This window comes from Yersinia sp. Marseille-Q5920, assembly GCF_946902935.1.
GTDB lineage: Bacteria > Pseudomonadota > Gammaproteobacteria > Enterobacterales > Enterobacteriaceae > Yersinia > Yersinia rochesterensis.
In genome coordinates, this window is the sequence record NZ_CAMPQA010000007.1 from 174912 (window position 1) to 192218 (window position 17307).

The following is a 17307-nucleotide window of genomic DNA, read 5'->3' on the forward strand; positions in this document are numbered from 1 at the left end:
TATAAATTTGATATTTCGCAAGCTGCTGTTAGCTTACTTGAAGCATGATTGGCAATTGAAGGAGAAATGTTACCCCATAAAATGTTCCGCTAACTCAAGATCCCGCCGCGTAAACTCTCTTACAATCTTCCCACTCTCCATCATGGCTGCGCGCTCGGACATGTGTGCGACCACATCACTGTCATGGCTAACCAGCAAATAGGTCATGCCGTGTTCGCGTTTCAAGTGATTGAGTAAGTTGAGAATTTCTGCCTGAACTGACATATCTAATGCTGAAGTCGGCTCATCCAGCAGCAACAGTTTGGGCCGCAATAACAGGGCGCGGGCGATGGCAATCCGCTGGCGCTGGCCGCCGGAGAATTGATGAGGGTAGCGCTGTGCCGCAGAAGCCGGTAAGCCCACTTGCTCTAAAGCTTGATCAATTCGCTGCTGAATATGTTGCTCGCCATGAATCTTTAGCGGCTCACCCAATGTGCGCTGAATATTATGCTGAGGATGGAGAGAAGCATAAGGGTCTTGGAACACCATCTGCACCTCTTTGCGCAGTTGGCCGGTAAAACGGTGCCCTGGTTGCAAAGGTTGGCCCAGCAAGGTTATCTCGCCTTGCCACTCGCGCTGCAAGCCCGCCAGAGTGCGTAATACGGTAGATTTACCACAGCCAGATGCGCCAATCAGACTGAAAGTTTCACCCTCTTCAACGGTAAAACTGACCGACTCAACCGCCGTTTTCAACTGATTTTTTTGGGCAAAACTGACCCGTAGATTTTTGACTTCAATCAGTGCCACGGGAACCTCCAGAGAAATCAGCGCTGCGATCTAATACTGGTAAATCAGTGCCATAGGTGCTGGCGTTCGGGCGGCAGGCCCACAAAGTATGGGTATAAGGGTGGGTTGAATGGGGTAAGTCAACCGCCGCGCCTTGATCCACCAGTTTCCCCTGATACATCACTAACACCCGATGGCAATGCTCGGCAACCAGCGGAAGATCGTGGCTTATCAGCAACAAACTCATATTGCGCTGCTCAGTCTGCTCGACAATCAACTCCAATATTTGGTTGCGCAGTTTGGCATCCAATGCGGAGGTGGGTTCATCAGCAATTAATACCCGTGGGTTATTCACCAAAGCGATGGCTAACATCGCCCGTTGGCCCATGCCACCCGAAAGTTGGCCGGGATAACTGTGCCAGGCACTGGCATTTAGCCCGACCGAGGCGAGCGCATTTAATACCCGCTCGCGGGTATCCGCACCGGAAAGCGCATTATGCAGCAGCAGAGATTCTTCAATTTGTTTCCCCACGGTGCGCACCGGATTCAGTGCATAGCGCGGGTCTTGCAGCACCATGGCAATTTCACTGCCACGTAATGCGGCCCATTGCTTTGGTTTCAACTGCAGTAAATCGTGTTCAGTAACTTGACCAGCATTGCCCTGTGCGTCGGTGTTATCCGCATAATAACTCAGCTTTTTGGCACTGACTTTGCCCGGCGTGCGCACTAACCCCATCAACGCTCTGGCGGTAATGGATTTGCCCGAGCCGGACTCTCCCACCAACGCAACCCGCTCGTGGCCGAGATGGAATGAAATATTATCCACCACCCGCTGTTGTTGGAAATCGACACAGAGATTGTCGACGGCAAAAATTTTATCAGTCATGGTGAGGGTCCAAAATATCGCGCAGGCCATCGCCTAACAGATTAAATGCCATGCTGCTCAGTAAGATAGCGCAGCCCGGAATCGCGGCAATCCACCATTGGTCAAAAATAACCTGCATGCCGTCGGCGACCATAGATCCCCATTCTGACATCGGCGGGCGAGCACCTAACCCAAGGAAACCAAGCCCGGCAGCGGCTAAGATGATCCCGGCTAAATCTAATGCCAGCCGCACCACTGCCGAGGGGAGGCACATAGGCAGAATATGGCCCCACAGCAGCCGCAACCCTTTGATTCCCATCATTTCAGCGGCGGCCAGATAATCACTTTTACGCAGTAATTGAATCTCTGCTCTGGCCTGACGGGCATAGGCCGGCCAGGTGGTCAGCGCCAATGCCAGTGCGCCGTTAATTAAACCGGGGCCGAGCATGGCGACGAAAGCAAAAGCCAGAATCAGACGCGGCATCGACATCACCACATCAGTGACGCGCATCAGAATACGTTCGAGCCAGCCGCCGTAATAGCCGGAAAGCACCCCGACCAGCAAACCCAGCGGCAGGGTTATCACGGTCACCAGCAGCACCAGCCCCAAGGTTGGGCGCGTCCCGTAAATCAGGCGCGACAGCATATCGCGGCCATAGCTGTCAGTCCCCAACCAGTGGTCGCGACCCGGTGGTAGCAGGCGGTCAGCCGCGTTTTGCCAGTTGGGATCAAAGGGTGCCAGCCACGGGGCGAAAATCGCGATGAACACCAGCAAGGAGAGAATAAACAGCCCGATGCTGGTGGAGGGCGAACGTTTCAGTGCATGGAAGAATTTTGTCATTGGCATATCAGCGCGTTCTCGGATCCAGCAAGCGAACCAGCAGATCCGTCACATTGTTAATCAAAATAAAGCACATACCGAGCAACAGTGTCCCGCCCATAATGGCGGTGGTATCGCCGGCAAACAGCGCGCTGGTGAGGTAGCGGCCAATGCCCGGCCAGGCAAAGACAGTTTCGGTTAACACTGCGCCCTCCAACATGCTGGTATAGGCCAGCGCAATCACTGTCAGCAAAGTGCCGCGAATATTCGGCAACACGTGCGTGAGTAAAATGCGCATCTCACCCGCGCCTTTGGCTCTTGCCAACGTAATGTACTCTTTATTCAGTTCACTCAAGCAGGCCGAGCGCGTCAGGCGAGTAATACTGGCCAGCGCGTAGTAAGAGAGCAGGGCAACCGGCAAGATCAAATGAGCGACGGCATTGCCAAAGGCACCGGCATCACCGGAGCGCCAGGTATCAATCAGGGCAAAACCGGTTTTTGCTTCCACGGTATATTGATAAATATCATCGAGGCGGCCAGGGCCGGGGCTCCATTGCAGCCGGGCATAAAATAGCAACAGCATCAACAGACCGAGCCAGAAGATGGGCACGGAGTTCCCCAGCAATGTCATAAAGCGGATAGTGGCATCCAGCTTGCTACCGGCCCAGCGGGCGCACAACAAGCCGAGGATAACCCCCAGTGCGGCACCAATCACCAGTGATAATGTTGCCAGTTCCAATGAGGCTGGGAAAACGGTCAGCAAGTCTTGCAACACTGGCTGACCGCTAGCGCTGGCAATGCCGAGATCGCCATGAGCCAGCCGCTCGAGATAATGCCAGAACTGCACGGGTAGCGATTGATCCAGCCCAAGCTGGTGTTTAACTTGCTGATAAGTGGCTTCACTGGCGTGGTCGCCCACGATTTGCAACACCCGGTCCACCGGCGACAGCGCCGACAGGAAAAAGGTGATAACCAGTAGACCGAACAAGGTCAGGGCCAGGGTCAATAACCCCTGTAAAAACCCCCAAAGACGACGCCGGGATAGCGTTCCCGGCGTTTGATTTAGTGCTACAGACATTAACTAGCAACTCACTATTTCATGATTACATTTATCTATATATCAACCCGTTATGCCAAGTATGAAAGGCATAGGCTATTTGCTCACTCGATCATAATAGACCATATCGGCATTTAGACCTTGTTGATAGCCTTTTACGTTATCTCGCAGCACAACTTGTGCTTTGGCTTGATCAATAAAGATATATGGCGAGTTCTTTTGCAGTTCTTCCTGCAACTGAGTGTAAAGTTCGATACGTTTGGCCGGATCGGACTCGGCGACTGCCGCCAGTGTTTGTTTATTCAGCTCAGGAATAACCCAGCCGTTTAAACCGGCAACCGTGCTGCTCTTGCCGTCATTATAGGCAAAGGCACTGGCGTTAGAGTGCGCATCAAAATAATCCGGGATCCACAGACGGATAGCCGATTGATGCTGTTTGGCACGTACGCGGCCATAAACTTGGCTACCCGCGGCTGGCAGTAATACCAATTTCACGCCACCTTGGGCAAAGCTGGCTTGCAACGACTGAGCAATGGTAATGAATGGCGGTTTGTTCTCAACATCCAGTGTCAGCGTGGCATCTTTAATTCCGGCCTTTGTCAGAATCTCTTTGGCTTTAGCTGGGTCAAAGGTGTACGGATTGCTTTCCAACGCGCCCGGCAAACCGACTGGCAGGAAGCTTTGATGCACAAAATACTGGCCTTTCAGCAAATCTTTGGTAATGCCCTGATAATCAACCAAATAGCGGGCAGCCTGCCAGAATTCGGGTTTGCTTAACAGCGGATTCGCCTGGTTGGCGGTGTTAAAGACTAAATAGTTTTGTTCGGCAGACGGGATTTCGACAACTTTAACACCGGCCTGAGTTTTCAGTGCTGCGGTTTGGTCTGGCCCTAATTCACGGGCGATATCAGCATCACCTTGCTGAATCAGCAAACGGCGAGCACTTGGGTCGGGCACGTTTTTAATAATGATATTTTTAATCAGTGGCTTACCGCCAGGTGACGTCGGGTTAGCATCCAGTACGATGGCCTGATGCGGCTGATAAACACGCATTTTGAATGGGCCACTACCGGCTGAATGCATTTTCAACCAAGCATTGCCGTAATCGTCGTCTTTAACATTGGCGGTCACGGCTTTTTTATCAACAATGGAGGCGATCGGCGTTGATAAAATATTCAGTGCCACCGCAGGGCTGACATCTGCGCCCCAGCTCAGTTGCACGGTATTGTTATCGATCTTTTTCAAGTGTTGGTCGATATTACTCGGATCCCAGCCTAATACATTCAGGATAAAGGCAGGTGAACGGTTCATTTTGACCGCGCGAGTAAAGGAGAAAATCACGTCATCCGCTTTCACCGGATTACCGGATGAGAATACCGCGTCTGGACGCAATTTCACTGTGAGAGTTTTGGCGGCGGCATCACCCTGCCAACTTTCAGCAAGAATAGGCACGACTTTTGCCGGATTATCACGATCGGCTTGCACCAGGCGTTGATAGAGACTTGGCACGGTCTGAATACTGGAGAGTTCATTACTTTCAGCTGGATCAAGGCTAACAATATCATCCAGGGATTGCACGACAACCAGCGTATCTGGTGGCGTTGCTGCAAAGGCACTGCCAGATAGTGCTGTCAAAACCAATAATGACAGAATTTTAGCTTTCATTGAGACTCCCTGAAATGGATCATGACCATCGATATATAAGTATGGATAGCGGGTGGAAATTATAAACATTGCGCGGAAATTATTGTTTTTAAAACTATTTCATCGCATTTTCTCACGATAATAGCTTTGCTGTCTGTGGTCAAAGTCTCAACAGTTATTTGTTATAACAATTAGTGATAAAAAAACTTTACAAAAAAGTAATGATTCTGAGGTGATTCAAACCTGTGGTCGGTATGAATAAATGTCAGAGACTTCTCACTCAATAAAGAATGAAATGGTTATAATGAAACGTCATTTCATTTAATTTATAAGAAAGGGAATAGCATGATCACCGGAAACATTCATCATTTGGAATTAGTACCTTATTTACCTGCGCAATTAAAAGAAGCTATTGAATATGTGAAAAGCCACATCACCGCAGAAACCCCATTGGGCAAACTCGATATTGATGGCAATAATATGTTTGTATTGATTTCCAATGACTGCACCGACTATTTGGAAAATCGCCGAGCGGAATATCATGCTAAATACTTGGATATTCAAATCATCCTAGAGGGTGTCGAGGGGATGACTTTCAGTAGCTTACCTGCTGGCAAACCTGATACCGACTGGTTAGCAGATAAAGATATCGCCTTTTTACCGGCGGGGGTTGATGAGAAGCAGTTTGTGATGAAAACCGGTGATTTCGTGGTGTTTTACCCAGGGGAAGTGCATAAGCCATTATGTGCGGTGGGCGAACCGGCAAATGTGCGTAAAGCAGTAGTGAAGATATCTGTAAAATAAGCTATTTCACTTGCCAACTTGAGCTTCGGGCAGTGCTCGCCGCCGTCACATACTCCGTGTATGCTCCGTTGGCTGCGCGCTGTCCGCACTCAATCTGTCTGCGCCAATAACGCTTATTGATTAGGTGTGAAAATAATCAAAAGCCAGCACTTCGGATGGCCGGCCCTGTTATGTTTAGTGTTGACCCAATGTCGCAACCATCACGGCTTTGATGGTGTGCAGGCGGTTTTCTGCTTGATCAAACACAATACTATGTGTGGATTCAAACACTTCGTTGGTGACTTCCATGCCGCCCGGTAAGTCATAAAGCTCCGCCATTTGTTTGCCGACGGTGGTTTGGTCATCGTGGAATGCGGGCAAGCAGTGCAGGAATTTAACCTGCGGATTGCCGGTCAGTTTCACTACATCCATATTGATTTGATAAGGTTTCAAGAGAGCAACACGCTCTTGCCACACTTCTTTCGGTTCGCCCATTGAGACCCAAACATCGGTATACAGGAAGTCGGCACCTTTTACACCTTCGGCAATATTTTCTGTCAGTGTGATTTTACCGCCGGTCTTTTTGGCCTGCGCCTGACAAGCCGCCACCAGTTCGGCCTCCGGCCAGCATGCTTTTGGTGCCACTAACCGCAAATCCATCCCGACCAGTGCAGCAGCTTCCAACATAGTGTTACCCATGTTGTTGCGGGCATCACCCAAGTAGGCAAATGTCATTTCACTCAATGGCTTACCCGGTAAGTGTTCCTGCATGGTCAGCAAGTCGGCCAGTAATTGAGTTGGGTGAAATTCATTTGTCAGGCCATTCCATACCGGTACGCCCGCAAATTCTGCCAGTGTTTCAACCACTTTTTGGCCGTGACCACGATACTGAATGCCGTCATACATGCGGCCTAATACTCGGGCAGTATCTTTAATTGATTCTTTATGCCCAATTTGGCTTCCTCCTGGGCCGAGGTAAGTCACGCGCGCACCTTGATCATATGCGGCAACTTCGAAAGAGCATCGAGTACGAGTCGAGTCTTTTTCGAAGATGAGCGCGATATTCTTACCTACCAGTTTTTGTTGCTCACAGCCGGATTTCTTGGCTTGCTTCAGTTCAACAGCCAAATCGAGCAGAGCTATAATCTCGGTGGGAGTAAAATCTAATAACCTTAGAAAGTGACGTTTATAGAACTGACTTATCGTGTTCATCTTTTTCATCCTGAAGGGTTAAACTGAATTTAAATTCAATTTATACGGATAAATATTCAAATACAACCCTAATCAATAAATCTTTCTCGTTTATAGTGGAGGCAATAGCGTGGGTGTGGGAAAATAGCGCCATACTAAGCCCATTGACTGAGGATAAAGGCATGGCAAACCGCGAAATGCTTGACGAACAACGTGACGAAACCCGCCTGATCATCGAAGAACTGCTGGACGATGGCAGCGATCCAGATGCGCTGTACACCATTGAGCACCATCTTTCTGCGGAGAAATTCGAAGTTCTGGAGAAAGCGGCTGTTGAAGCATTCAAGCTGGGTTATGAAGTGACAGATGCTGAAGAGCTGGAAATAGAAGACGGCTCAATGGTGATGTGCTGTGATGTGATTAGCGAAGTTGCTCTAAATGCTGAAATTATTGATGCGCAGGTTGAACAGCTGATTGCTTTGGCTGAAACCTGTGGCGTGAATTACGACGGTTGGGGCACTTACTACGAAGATCCAAACGCAGAAGATGATGAAGACGGCGAGTTCGACGACGAAGAGTCGGTGGATGAGGATGACGACGGCAAGCGCCATTAATTCCCCGTCGTCCTTGACGCTATAGCGGTGTTAGCGGCACTCACTCACCCGAATCACTGACTTGTGTCAGCTCATCGGGATTTGCTTGTTTGCTGCCTTGCTATAGCGCCAATGACTTTGGGTAATGTTTTAGGTGCTTGACGCTATAGCGGTGTTAGCGGCACTCGCTCACCCAAATCACTGACTTGTGTCAGCTCATCGGGATTTGCTTGTTTGCTGCCTTGCTATAGCGCCAATGACTTTGGGTAATGTTTTAGGTGCTTGACGCTATAGCGGTGTTAGCGGCACTCGCTCACCCAAATCACTGACTTGTGTCAGCTCATCTGCACTCGCTTGTTTGTTGCCTTGCTATAGCGTCAATGACTTTGGGTCATGTGAAGCTATAGGTTTCCGCTAATTATTCAGGGCGCTTGATACGCCCTGAATTATCATAACGTTTTCAACATCGTGACTTCGCAATCAACATGACCGGTGTTTCCCATCGGGCCATTAATATGCTCAAAACCCAATCTTTCATATAAGCCGACAGCACTGGTCAGGCTCGCTGTCGTTTCCAGATAACAGTGACTAAAACCCTGCTGGCGGGCAAACTCAAGTGCTTGTAATGCCAATTGTTTTGCCAACCCTTGACCACGTAATATCGGCAGAAAATACATTTTCTGCAACTCACAAAGGGAAGCTTCGCCACCAGACAACGGTGCCACGCCACCGCCGCCCGCAATATTTCCATCCACTTCAATCACCCAGTAAGCACTGCGTGGCTGGCTGTACAGCTCATACAAGTGATCCAAATTAGGATCGGACACGGTATAGCCTTTGTCGGCGGTTAAGCCGAACTCAGCCGAAACGTCGCGGATGACATTAGCGATAGCGAGATTGTCTGCGGCGAGGATGGGGCGCACCAACAGGCGGATAGGTGTGGCTGTGGTCATGCTCTATAAACCCAAAGGTAATAACTTAGTTATAATCTGTAATACCATCTATACCCGCCATACTTCAAGTTGTATGTGCGTTGGCCGCCTTCCGACAACTCGAATTAAATGCAATGGCAAAAAAAAACTGGGGGCCAAATTATTATGGCCCCCAGTGAGTGCTTACTTCATGTCAGATTGAATTACAGTGCGGCGATAGTCGCCTGTTGTTCAATTAACTTCTGCTTAGCTTCGGCACAGGCCGCCATTCTTTCGCGCTCTTTGGCAACCACGGCTTCTGGCGCGCGCGCCACAAATCCTTCATTACTCAATTTACTTTCGATGCGTTCAATCTCGGCTTCCAGCTTCGCTACTTCTTTTGCCAGCCTCTCCAGTTCGGTGGCCTTATCAATCAGGCCAGCCATTGGGATCAACACCTCTGCACCTTCAACCAATTTGGTCACAGATATCGGGCCTTTATCACCGTCAGCTAACAGAGTGAGAGAAGACAAACGGGCTAGCGACTGGATGAAACTCTGGTTTTCCAGCACACGGCGTTGAGCTTCAGCATTGGCTCCGCGCAGCATCACTTCCAGCGGTTTACCTGGCGCAATATTCATTTCTGCCCGGATATTACGCACCGCAATAATGGTTTGCTTGATCCATTCCAAATCGCTCAGGGCTTTTTCATCCACCTGACTGGCATCATATTCTGGGAAAGGCTGCAACATAATAGTGTCCGCAGTAATGCCTTTCAGGGTTTTAACCCGCTGCCAGATAGTCTCTGTGATGTAAGGAATGATAGGGTGCGCTAAACGCAGCAATGCTTCCAGAACTTCAATCAGAGTATGACGAGTCCCGCGTAATTCAGCTTCAGAACCGCTGTTCATCACCGGCTTGGTCAGTTCCAAATACCAGTCACAGAACTGGTTCCAGGTAAATTCATACAGAATACCGGCCGCCAAATCGAAGCGGTAAGTGTCCATTGCTTCGCGGTAGGCTTTGATAGTCTGATTGAATTCGGCCAGAATCCAGCGGTCAGCCAGTGACAACACCATCTCGCCGCCATTCTGCCCGCAATCTTGCCCTTCGGTGTTCATCAGCACGAAACGGCTGGCGTTCCACAGCTTGTTACAGAAGTTGCGATAACCTTCCAGGCGCTTCATATCCCAGTTGATATCACGGCCAGTCGAGGCCAAAGCGGCCAGCGTAAAGCGCAGGGCGTCAGTACCGTGCGGCTCAATGCCGTTCGGGAACTGCTTCTCGGTGCGCTTGCGGATTTTGTCTGCCAATTGCGGCTGCATCATGTTGCCGGTACGTTTTTCCAGCAACTCTTCCAGCGAGATACCGTCAACCATATCCAGTGGGTCGATAACGTTACCCTTCGACTTGGACATTTTCTGCCCTTCGTCATCGCGGATAAGGCCGGTCATATACACGGTTTTAAACGGCACCTGCGGCTTACCATTTTCATCTTTCATAAAGTGCATGGTCAGCATGATCATGCGGGCAATCCAGAAGAAAATAATGTCGAAGCCACTGACCACAACACTGGTCGGGTGGAAAGTTTTCAGTGCTTCAGTTTGCTCTGGCCAGCCCAGTGTGGAGAAAGTCCACAGGCCAGATGAGAACCAGGTATCCAGCACATCTTCATCCTGACGCAAGGCCACATCGGCGCCCAGATTATTTTCGCGGCGCACTTCGGCTTCATCGCGGCCGACATACACTTTACCCTGCTCGTCATACCAGGCCGGAATGCGGTGACCCCACCACAATTGGCGGGAAATGCACCAATCCTGAATGTCGCGCATCCATGAGTAATACATGTTTTCGTACTGTTTCGGTACGAATTGGATCTCGCCGTTTTCAACCGCTTCGATGGCCACTTTAGCCAATGGCGCGGTGCGAACATACCATTGGTCAGTCAGCATCGGCTCGATAACTACGCCGCCACGGTCGCCATAAGGTACGGTCAGGTCATGGGCTTTAACTTCTTCCAGCAGGCCGAGTTTATCGAATTCAGCCACTACAGCTTTACGGGCAGCAAAGCGCTCAAGACCTTGGAACTGTTCTGGAATTGCGCCGCTGCAAGCATCGGACGCTTCGCCATTAGTATCAAACACTTCGGCTTCTGAACGGATATCGCCGTCAAACGTCAGAATGTTGATCATCGGCAGCGCGTGGCGCTTACCCACTTCATAGTCATTAAAGTCGTGCGCTGGCGTGATTTTCACACAGCCGGTGCCTTTTTCCATATCGGCGTGTTCATCACCGAGGATCGGAATGCGGCGGCCCACCAGTGGCAGAATCACTTCTTTACCAATCAGATCTTTATAACGCGGATCTTCTGGATTTACCGCCACGCCGGTATCACCCAGCACCGTTTCCGGACGGGTGGTGGCGACCACCAGATAATCTTTGCCTTCGGCTGTTTTGGCACCATCGGCCAGCGGATAACGCAGATGCCACATAGAGCCTTTGGATTCGCGGTTTTCCACTTCCAAATCAGAAATAGCGGTGCGCAGTTTCGGATCCCAGTTCACCAGACGTTTGCCACGGTAAATCAGATCTTCTTTATGTAGGCGAACAAACACTTCTTTAACGGCATTGGACAGGCCATCATCCATGGTGAAACGCTCGCGTTCCCAATCCACAGAGTTGCCCAGACGGCGCATTTGGCGAGTAATGGTGCCGCCAGATTCGCCTTTCCACTGCCAAATTTTGTCGATAAATGCTTCACGGCCATAATCGTGGCGAGTTTTGCCTTCTTCAGCCGCAATTTTGCGCTCAACCACCATTTGGGTCGCGATACCGGCATGGTCGGTTCCGGCTTGCCACAAGGTGTTTTTGCCCTGCATGCGCTGGTAGCGAATCAAGGTATCCATGATGGTTTGTTGGAACGCATGACCCATGTGCAGGCTACCGGTCACATTCGGTGGCGGGATCATGATGCAGTAACTTTCTTTGCTGGTATCGCCGTTCGGCTTGAAATAACCCTGTTTTTCCCAGTGTTCATACAGCGGCTGTTCGATTTCCTGCGGGCTGTATGTTTTATCGAGGGACGGCTCAGTTTTGTCGGTATTAGAAGGTGTGTTTTCCATTTTCTTTTTATTTCAATTAGTTGGCGGCGTTGCCGTGGTCAAGTGGAAGCCGACGCTGCGATAAGACTTATATCGGTCGCGCGCCAACTGTTTTAAATTTTCTTCGTAAGGCACGAAGTCTACCACTTCATGGAAAGCGGTGGCAAAACCTGCGAACTCTGGCAGTAGGCTAATCAGGAGGTCGCGAGGAGAATTTCCACGTCGTTCCGGCCACGCCAGTTCGACTGGCGCACCATACTTTGGCCCTTCACCGGCTAGATTATGGGGCACAAATTGCTCAGGTGCCCGTTGCCACAGGGCTTCATCTAGCCGCTGGGCTTGTTCCTGACTTTCACAGGCGATCAACACCCGTTTGCCCGCCCGCCAACGTTCAGCCGCAACCTCGCAGGCCAATGCTTCATGAGCACGTAGCTCACCCGCGGGCGTGTCGTGTTCAAGCAGATAAAAGGTGGCGTTCTTCATAGGTTCTCAGCACCCTTCGTCCTTGACGCCGCAGGGGTGTTGGCTGCACTCACTCACCCGAATCACTTACTGATGTAAGCTCATCGGGATGAGTTCGTTTGCCGCCTACCTGCAACCCCAATTACTTTGGGTGTATATCAAATGGAATACATCAAACGATTAATCGTCGCCGTTTAGCCCTGCGCGGTTAAGCAAGAACTGGGATAGCAACGCGACCGGCCGGCCGGTTGCACCTTTGTTTTTGCCCGAACGCCATGCCGTACCCGCGATATCCAGGTGCGCCCAGCTATATTTACGAGTAAAGCGCGACAAGAAACAGCCCGCGGTAATGGCACCACCAGCACGGCCACCAATATTCGCCATGTCGGCAAAATTGGAATCCAACTGCTCATAGAACTCATCACCCAGCGGCAAGCGCCATGCACGGTCACCGGCCTGTTCAGACGCCCCAATCAGCTCGTGAGCCAGTGGATTGTGATTCGACATCAAACCGGTGATGTGATGGCCCAATGCCACAACGCAAGCACCGGTCAATGTCGCGATATCAATCACCAGTTCTGGATCGAAACGCTCGACATAGGTCAATGCATCACACAGCACCAGGCGGCCTTCGGCATCGGTATTCAACACTTCAACTGTCTGGCCAGACATGGTGGTGAGGATATCACCAGGGCGATAAGCACGGCCACCTGGCATGTTTTCACAGCCCGCCAGCACACCAATGACATTCAATGGCAATTGCAGCTCAGCCACCACGCGCATCACGCCATAGACAGTTGCAGCGCCGCACATGTCGTATTTCATCTCGTCCATACCTTCGGCCGGCTTAATCGAAATACCGCCGGAGTCGAAGGTCAACCCTTTGCCCACCAGCACAATTGGCTTAGCGTCCGGGTTTGGATTACCCTTATATTCTATCACTGACATCAATGATTCATTCTGCGAACCATGGCCAACAGCGAGATAAGAGTGCATTCCCAGCTCTTTCATTTGCTGCTCACCAATCACGCGGGTGATGATATTGGTGCTGAATGCATCGGCCAACTGGCGCGCTTGCGAGGCCAGATAGGCGGCATTACAAATATTGGGTGGCATATTACCCAAATCTTTAGCCGCTTTAATGCCGGATGCCACTGCCAGACCATGCTGGATAGCGCGCTCACCGCTGGTTAGTTCGCGGCGGGTTGGCACATTGAACACCATTTTGCGCAATGGGCGACGAGGCTCGATTTTATTACTTTTAAGCTGATCAAAGGTATAAAGCGTCTCTTTCGCTGTTTCTACCGCTTGGCGCACTTTCCAGTAAGTATTGCGGCCTTTAACATGCAGCTCAGTTAGGAAGCAAACAGCCTCCATTGAGCCGGTGTCATTAAGGGTATTGATGGTCTTCTGGATCACTTGCTTGTACTGGCGCTCATCAAGCTCACGCTCTTTGCCACAGCCAATTAACAAGATGCGCTCGGAGAGAATATTCGGCACATGGTGCAGTAATAGCGTCTGCCCGACTTTGCCTTCAAGTTCACCACGGCGCAGTAAAGCGCTGATGTAGCCATCACTAATTTTGTCGAGTTGTTCGGCAATGGGAGATAGACGGCGGGGTTCGAAAACGCCGACTACAATACAGGCACTGCGCTGTTTTTCCGGGCTGCCGCTCTTTACACTGAACTCCATGCACTCTCCTGAATCTTAAAGACAAAGGCGGGAGCTACCGCTAGAATGTAGCACTCCGCAACGATCTCTCTCCGTTGTGTTAACGACGTGTGTTAACCTTAACGGCATAAGTTGTTTTGTTTTGGCGACTATAAGCATGTTCCTATAGGACACCTAAACGCTAGATGTTGTAATACTATTTTAGCTGTGAAGGTTGCCATATGATGAGAATAAATGGCGGATTAACGATGAAACTATCGATTTTCCTGCAAAAAGACAAGTTTTCACAGGCGTATTAGCGTGATCATCATTAGATATCTGGTACGGGAAACACTTAAGAGCCAAATTGCGATTCTGTTCATCCTGCTATTAATCTTCTTTAGCCAGAAGTTAGTACGGATATTGGGCGCTGCGGTCGACGGTGAAATCCCAACAAACTTGGTTTTATCCCTTTTAGGGCTCGGTGTGCCTGAAATGGCACAACTTATCCTGCCATTAAGCTTATTCCTTGGCTTATTGATGACGCTAGGTAAATTGTACACGGAGAGTGAAATCACCGTGATGCATGCCTGCGGCATGGGCAAAAAGTCCTTGATTATGGCTGCATTAATTTTGGCACTGATAACTTCAGCGCTGGCGGTAGTCAATACTATCTGGCTTGGCCCTTGGTCTTCTAAACATCAAGACAAAGTGCTGAATGACGCCAGAGCTAACCCTAGCTTGGCTGCTCTGGCTGGTGGGCAGTTTAAGTCTTCAACTGATGGCAATTCAGCCTTATTTATCGGTAATGTGACGGGCAAAGAGTTTAACCGTGTATTTTTGGCACAATTGCGGCCAAACGGTAATCAACGCCCCTCGGTCGTGGTAGCAGACAGCGGCCATATGACTGAACGGCCTGATGGTTCGCAAGTGGTTATCTTAAATAAAGGTACCCGCTATGAAGGCACTGCATTGTTGCGCGACTTCCGTATTACTGATTTTGTCGATTACCAGGCTATTATCGGTCATCAGGAAGTACAGCAAAACAATAATGTCGCTGAGCAGATGACCATGAAACAGCTGTGGGACTCTACCAAACCTGATGCGCGTGCGGAGTTTCATTGGCGTTTAACACTGATTGTCTCTGTGGTCATTATGGCATTGCTGGTGGTGCCGCTCAGTGTAGTCAACCCGCGTCAGGGCCGTGTTCTGAGTATGTTGCCCGCCATGCTGCTCTATTTGATTTTCTTCCTGTTACAAAGCTCCCTGCGCTCTAATGCAAGTGGTGGCAAGTTGGACCCCTTGATTTGGATGTGGACTGTGAACGGTGTTTACTTTGCAGTGGCGGTGATATTGAACCTGTGGGATGGCCTGCCGGCTCGTAAGTTACGTGCTCGACTGAGAGGGGCTGCCTGATGTTTGGTGTATTAGACCGCTATATCGGACGGACTATCCTCAATACCATCCTGATGACCTTATTCATGCTGGTATCGTTGTCCGGCATTATCAAGTTTGTCGATCAGCTACGCAAAGTCGGGCAGGGCGATTACTCTGCGGTTTCCGCGGGTATGTACACCTTGCTAAGTATCCCTAAGGATATCGAGATATTCTTCCCGATGGCAGCGCTGTTAGGTGCCTTATTGGGCCTGGGCACCTTGGCCACGCGCAGTGAATTGGTGGTGATGCAAGCATCAGGTTTTACCCGCATGCAAATCGCCGCTTCGGTGATGAAAACCGCGATTCCATTAGTGTTGCTGACCATGGCTATTGGTGAGTGGGTTGCCCCGCAAGGTGAGCAGATGGCACGTAACTTCCGTGCACAGCAGATGTACGGGGGGTCATTGTTATCGACGCAATCTGGTTTGTGGGCAAAAGATGGCTCCGACTTTATCTATATCCAGCGAGTTTCGGGTGATAACGAGCTAACCGGGGTCAATATTTATCATTTTGATAAACAGGATCGCCTGCTTTCGGTGCGTTATGCCGCTACCGCGACGTTTGAAGACAATCTGTGGCGCTTATCGCAGGTTGATGAATCTGATTTAAGCAATCCAAATAAAGTGACTGGCTCACAGACACTAACCGGTGAGTGGAGAACTAACTTAACACCAGAGAAGTTGGGTGTGGTTGCTATGAACCCAGATTCACTTTCTATCAGCGGATTGCATGATTACAGCAAATACCTGCGACAAAGTGGGCAAGAGTCGAGCCGATACGAACTGAATATGTGGGGCAAGATATTTGCGCCATTCTCAGTTGCCGTGATGATGCTGATGGCGCTGTCATTTATTTTTGGTCCATTACGCAGTGTACCAATGGGGGTTCGGGTGGTTACCGGTATCTTCTTTGGTTTTGTTTTCTATGTATTGGATCAGATTTTCGGCCCACTTAGCTTGGTTTACAGCATCCCTCCGGTCATCGGCGCGCTGTTACCGAGTATACTTTTCCTCCTAATCAGTGTTTATTTGCTGCTAAAACGGCGTTGATGGCGGTTTTTTCAACACTTAGACTAAACTTAGTGGGATAACAGTTGCATGCGGACTTCGGGTAGGTATAATTCACCTCGTTCTCCGCATACTACTTCAGTGCCGAAGTGGCGAAATCGGTAGACGCAGTTGACTCAAAATCAACCGCCGCGAGGCATGCCGGTTCGATTCCGGCCTTCGGCACCATTAGTATGTAAATCAAGTCACCACAGGGTGGCTTTTTTTTTGCCTGTCGTTCAGCAAAGTCCATTATCTTCCGTAAAAGTCTATATAAAACAGCATGTAACATTCTGGTGATTTTTGCCACTTCTCCATTCTGGTATTTCTACGTCCATTAGCAGCCATCATCACTGGGGGTCAAAATGGGGGTCAGCTCGATTCGGAAAATTTGTGACCCCCAAATATGCACCAGATATAGGTGGTATCAGCCTTTGTGACGATCTTAGCGGGGTAGGTTGTAGCATCGGGGGGTATCTCTTTACAAAGGACATTTTGGGGGTGTCCTTGGTGCAGAGATAATTAGGCACTATCGTTTTCTGTAATGCCATTGATTAACATAATGTTGTTGTAGAGAAGCCAGCTTGAATTTTGCCTTTATCACCCGTTGACAGCCATAACACTCCAATAGCATAGTGAGCGCTTTCTGGGTTCTATAAGGATGTGACCCCAATGGCACTGACTGATGCCGCAATTCGAAATGCCAAACCTCGCGATAAAGCTTATAAACTCACTGATGCTCAAGGACTCTATCTACAGATACAACCTCGTGGAACTAAGCTCTGGTACCTTAAATTCCGTATCAATGGAAAGGAAAGCCGCATTGCTTTTGGTGGTTATCCTGCTGTCAGCTTACTCATAAGGCTGAGCACTTCGATGAGCGCAGACTGAGGGTCCAGTGGTGGATAGATTATCTGGATGCGAACCGGGAGAAGGGGTTAACCCGTTTGATTTCGTGGAGATTAATAATCAGTTAAGGTAA

General features: G+C 49.8%; 14 protein-coding genes, 1 tRNA gene and 2 pseudogenes. 7 read left to right on the forward strand and 10 right to left on the reverse strand.

The genetic code is table 11. The features are described 5' to 3' along the window. Positions 1-69: 69 nt before the first annotated feature. The 5 genes from OVO64_RS12435 to OVO64_RS12455 all read right to left on the reverse strand — a co-directional run bounded on the left by OVO64_RS12435 (position 70) and on the right by OVO64_RS12455 (position 5172). A complete protein-coding gene (locus tag OVO64_RS12435) occupies positions 70-786 on the reverse strand; it encodes an ABC transporter ATP-binding protein (RefSeq protein WP_038636708.1) in 717 nt (238 codons plus the stop codon). Further along, positions 773-1651: an ABC transporter ATP-binding protein gene (locus OVO64_RS12440; RefSeq protein ID WP_267248802.1), complete on the reverse strand. Its 879-nt coding sequence runs from the start codon at positions 1649-1651 to the stop codon at positions 773-775. The genes OVO64_RS12435 and OVO64_RS12440 overlap by 14 nt, the downstream gene beginning before the upstream one ends. Continuing rightward, complete coding sequence (locus tag OVO64_RS12445) at positions 1644-2477, reverse strand: ABC transporter permease (protein ID WP_038636702.1); 834 nt, start codon at positions 2475-2477, stop codon at positions 1644-1646. Before OVO64_RS12445 ends, OVO64_RS12440 begins: the two co-directional genes overlap by 8 nt. A 1-nt stretch (position 2478) precedes the next feature. Next, positions 2479-3528: an ABC transporter permease gene (locus OVO64_RS12450; protein ID WP_038636698.1), complete on the reverse strand. Its 1050-nt coding sequence runs from the start codon at positions 3526-3528 to the stop codon at positions 2479-2481. A gap of 75 nt (positions 3529-3603) precedes the next feature. Beyond that, positions 3604-5172 (reverse strand): ABC transporter substrate-binding protein, encoded by a 1569-nt coding sequence (locus OVO64_RS12455; RefSeq protein ID WP_050291556.1) that lies wholly within the window; start codon positions 5170-5172, stop codon positions 3604-3606. 324 nt (positions 5173-5496) lie between these two features. Here OVO64_RS12455 and OVO64_RS12460 point away from each other — a divergent pair, with 324 nt between their 5' ends. After that, positions 5497-5955: a YhcH/YjgK/YiaL family protein gene (locus tag OVO64_RS12460; protein ID WP_038636692.1), complete on the forward strand. Its 459-nt coding sequence runs from the start codon at positions 5497-5499 to the stop codon at positions 5953-5955. Positions 5956-6129: 174 nt separating this feature from the next. On the opposite strand, the gene argF is transcribed toward OVO64_RS12460, so the two are convergent. Then, positions 6130-7146: an ornithine carbamoyltransferase gene (argF, locus tag OVO64_RS12465; protein WP_267248803.1), complete on the reverse strand. Its 1017-nt coding sequence runs from the start codon at positions 7144-7146 to the stop codon at positions 6130-6132. A 161-nt stretch (positions 7147-7307) separates the two neighbouring features. Here argF and rraB point away from each other — a divergent pair, with 161 nt between their 5' ends. Beyond that, positions 7308-7739: a ribonuclease E inhibitor RraB gene (rraB, locus tag OVO64_RS12470; RefSeq protein ID WP_038636687.1), complete on the forward strand. Its 432-nt coding sequence runs from the start codon at positions 7308-7310 to the stop codon at positions 7737-7739. A gap of 428 nt (positions 7740-8167) precedes the next feature. Here rraB and OVO64_RS12475 read toward each other — a convergent pair whose 3' ends face one another. The 4 genes from OVO64_RS12475 to pepA form a co-directional block, all read right to left on the reverse strand. Then, complete coding sequence (locus OVO64_RS12475; protein WP_038636683.1) at positions 8168-8671, reverse strand: GNAT family N-acetyltransferase; 504 nt, start codon at positions 8669-8671, stop codon at positions 8168-8170. A gap of 182 nt (positions 8672-8853) precedes the next feature. Continuing rightward, positions 8854-11751: a valine--tRNA ligase gene (locus OVO64_RS12480; RefSeq protein ID WP_120011076.1), complete on the reverse strand. Its 2898-nt coding sequence runs from the start codon at positions 11749-11751 to the stop codon at positions 8854-8856. A 12-nt stretch (positions 11752-11763) separates the two neighbouring features. Next, entirely contained in the window at positions 11764-12213 is a 450-nt protein-coding gene (locus OVO64_RS12485) for a DNA polymerase III subunit chi (RefSeq protein ID WP_033852822.1), read from the reverse strand. A 159-nt stretch (positions 12214-12372) separates the two neighbouring features. Beyond that, positions 12373-13884 carry a leucyl aminopeptidase gene (gene pepA / locus OVO64_RS12490; protein WP_038636675.1) on the reverse strand — a complete coding sequence of 504 codons (1512 nt, stop codon included), beginning with the start codon at positions 13882-13884 and terminating at the stop codon, positions 12373-12375. A 279-nt stretch (positions 13885-14163) separates the two neighbouring features. Between pepA and lptF the strand changes: the two genes are divergently transcribed. The 5 genes and pseudogenes from lptF to OVO64_RS20635 form a co-directional block, all read left to right on the forward strand. Beyond that, entirely contained in the window at positions 14164-15258 is a 1095-nt protein-coding gene (gene lptF, locus OVO64_RS12495) for an LPS export ABC transporter permease LptF (protein WP_038636672.1), read from the forward strand. Continuing rightward, a complete protein-coding gene (lptG, locus tag OVO64_RS12500) occupies positions 15258-16328 on the forward strand; it encodes an LPS export ABC transporter permease LptG (protein ID WP_038636669.1) in 1071 nt (356 codons plus the stop codon). The genes lptF and lptG overlap by 1 nt, the downstream gene beginning before the upstream one ends. A 101-nt stretch (positions 16329-16429) precedes the next feature. Further along, positions 16430-16514, forward strand: a tRNA-Leu gene (locus tag OVO64_RS12505). A 483-nt stretch (positions 16515-16997) separates the two neighbouring features. Next, positions 16998-17180, forward strand: a pseudogene (locus tag OVO64_RS12510) (Arm DNA-binding domain-containing protein); the annotation flags it as partial. Between the two features lie 2 nt (positions 17181-17182). Then, positions 17183-17307, forward strand: a pseudogene (locus OVO64_RS20635) (integrase); the annotation flags it as partial.

Bases quoted from the DNA above. Each gene is read 5' to 3' on its own strand.
- OVO64_RS12440 (WP_267248802.1), bottom strand. From the start codon at position 1,651: ATGACTGATAAAATTTTTGCCGTCGACAATCTCTGTGTCGATTTCCAA.
- OVO64_RS12445 (WP_038636702.1), bottom strand. From the start codon at position 2,477: ATGCCAATGACAAAATTCTTCCATGCACTGAAACGTTCGCCCTCCACC.
- OVO64_RS12450 (WP_038636698.1), bottom strand. From the start codon at position 3,528: ATGTCTGTAGCACTAAATCAAACGCCGGGAACGCTATCCCGGCGTCGT.
- OVO64_RS12455 (WP_050291556.1), bottom strand. From the start codon at position 5,172: ATGAAAGCTAAAATTCTGTCATTATTGGTTTTGACAGCACTATCTGGC.
- OVO64_RS12460 (WP_038636692.1), top strand. From the start codon at position 5,497: ATGATCACCGGAAACATTCATCATTTGGAATTAGTACCTTATTTACCT.
- argF (WP_267248803.1), bottom strand. From the start codon at position 7,146: ATGAACACGATAAGTCAGTTCTATAAACGTCACTTTCTAAGGTTATTA.
- rraB (WP_038636687.1), top strand. From the start codon at position 7,308: ATGGCAAACCGCGAAATGCTTGACGAACAACGTGACGAAACCCGCCTG.
- OVO64_RS12475 (WP_038636683.1), bottom strand. From the start codon at position 8,671: ATGACCACAGCCACACCTATCCGCCTGTTGGTGCGCCCCATCCTCGCC.
- OVO64_RS12480 (WP_120011076.1), bottom strand. From the start codon at position 11,751: ATGGAAAACACACCTTCTAATACCGACAAAACTGAGCCGTCCCTCGAT.
- OVO64_RS12485 (WP_033852822.1), bottom strand. From the start codon at position 12,213: ATGAAGAACGCCACCTTTTATCTGCTTGAACACGACACGCCCGCGGGT.
- pepA (WP_038636675.1), bottom strand. From the start codon at position 13,884: ATGGAGTTCAGTGTAAAGAGCGGCAGCCCGGAAAAACAGCGCAGTGCC.
- lptG (WP_038636669.1), top strand. From the start codon at position 15,258: ATGTTTGGTGTATTAGACCGCTATATCGGACGGACTATCCTCAATACC.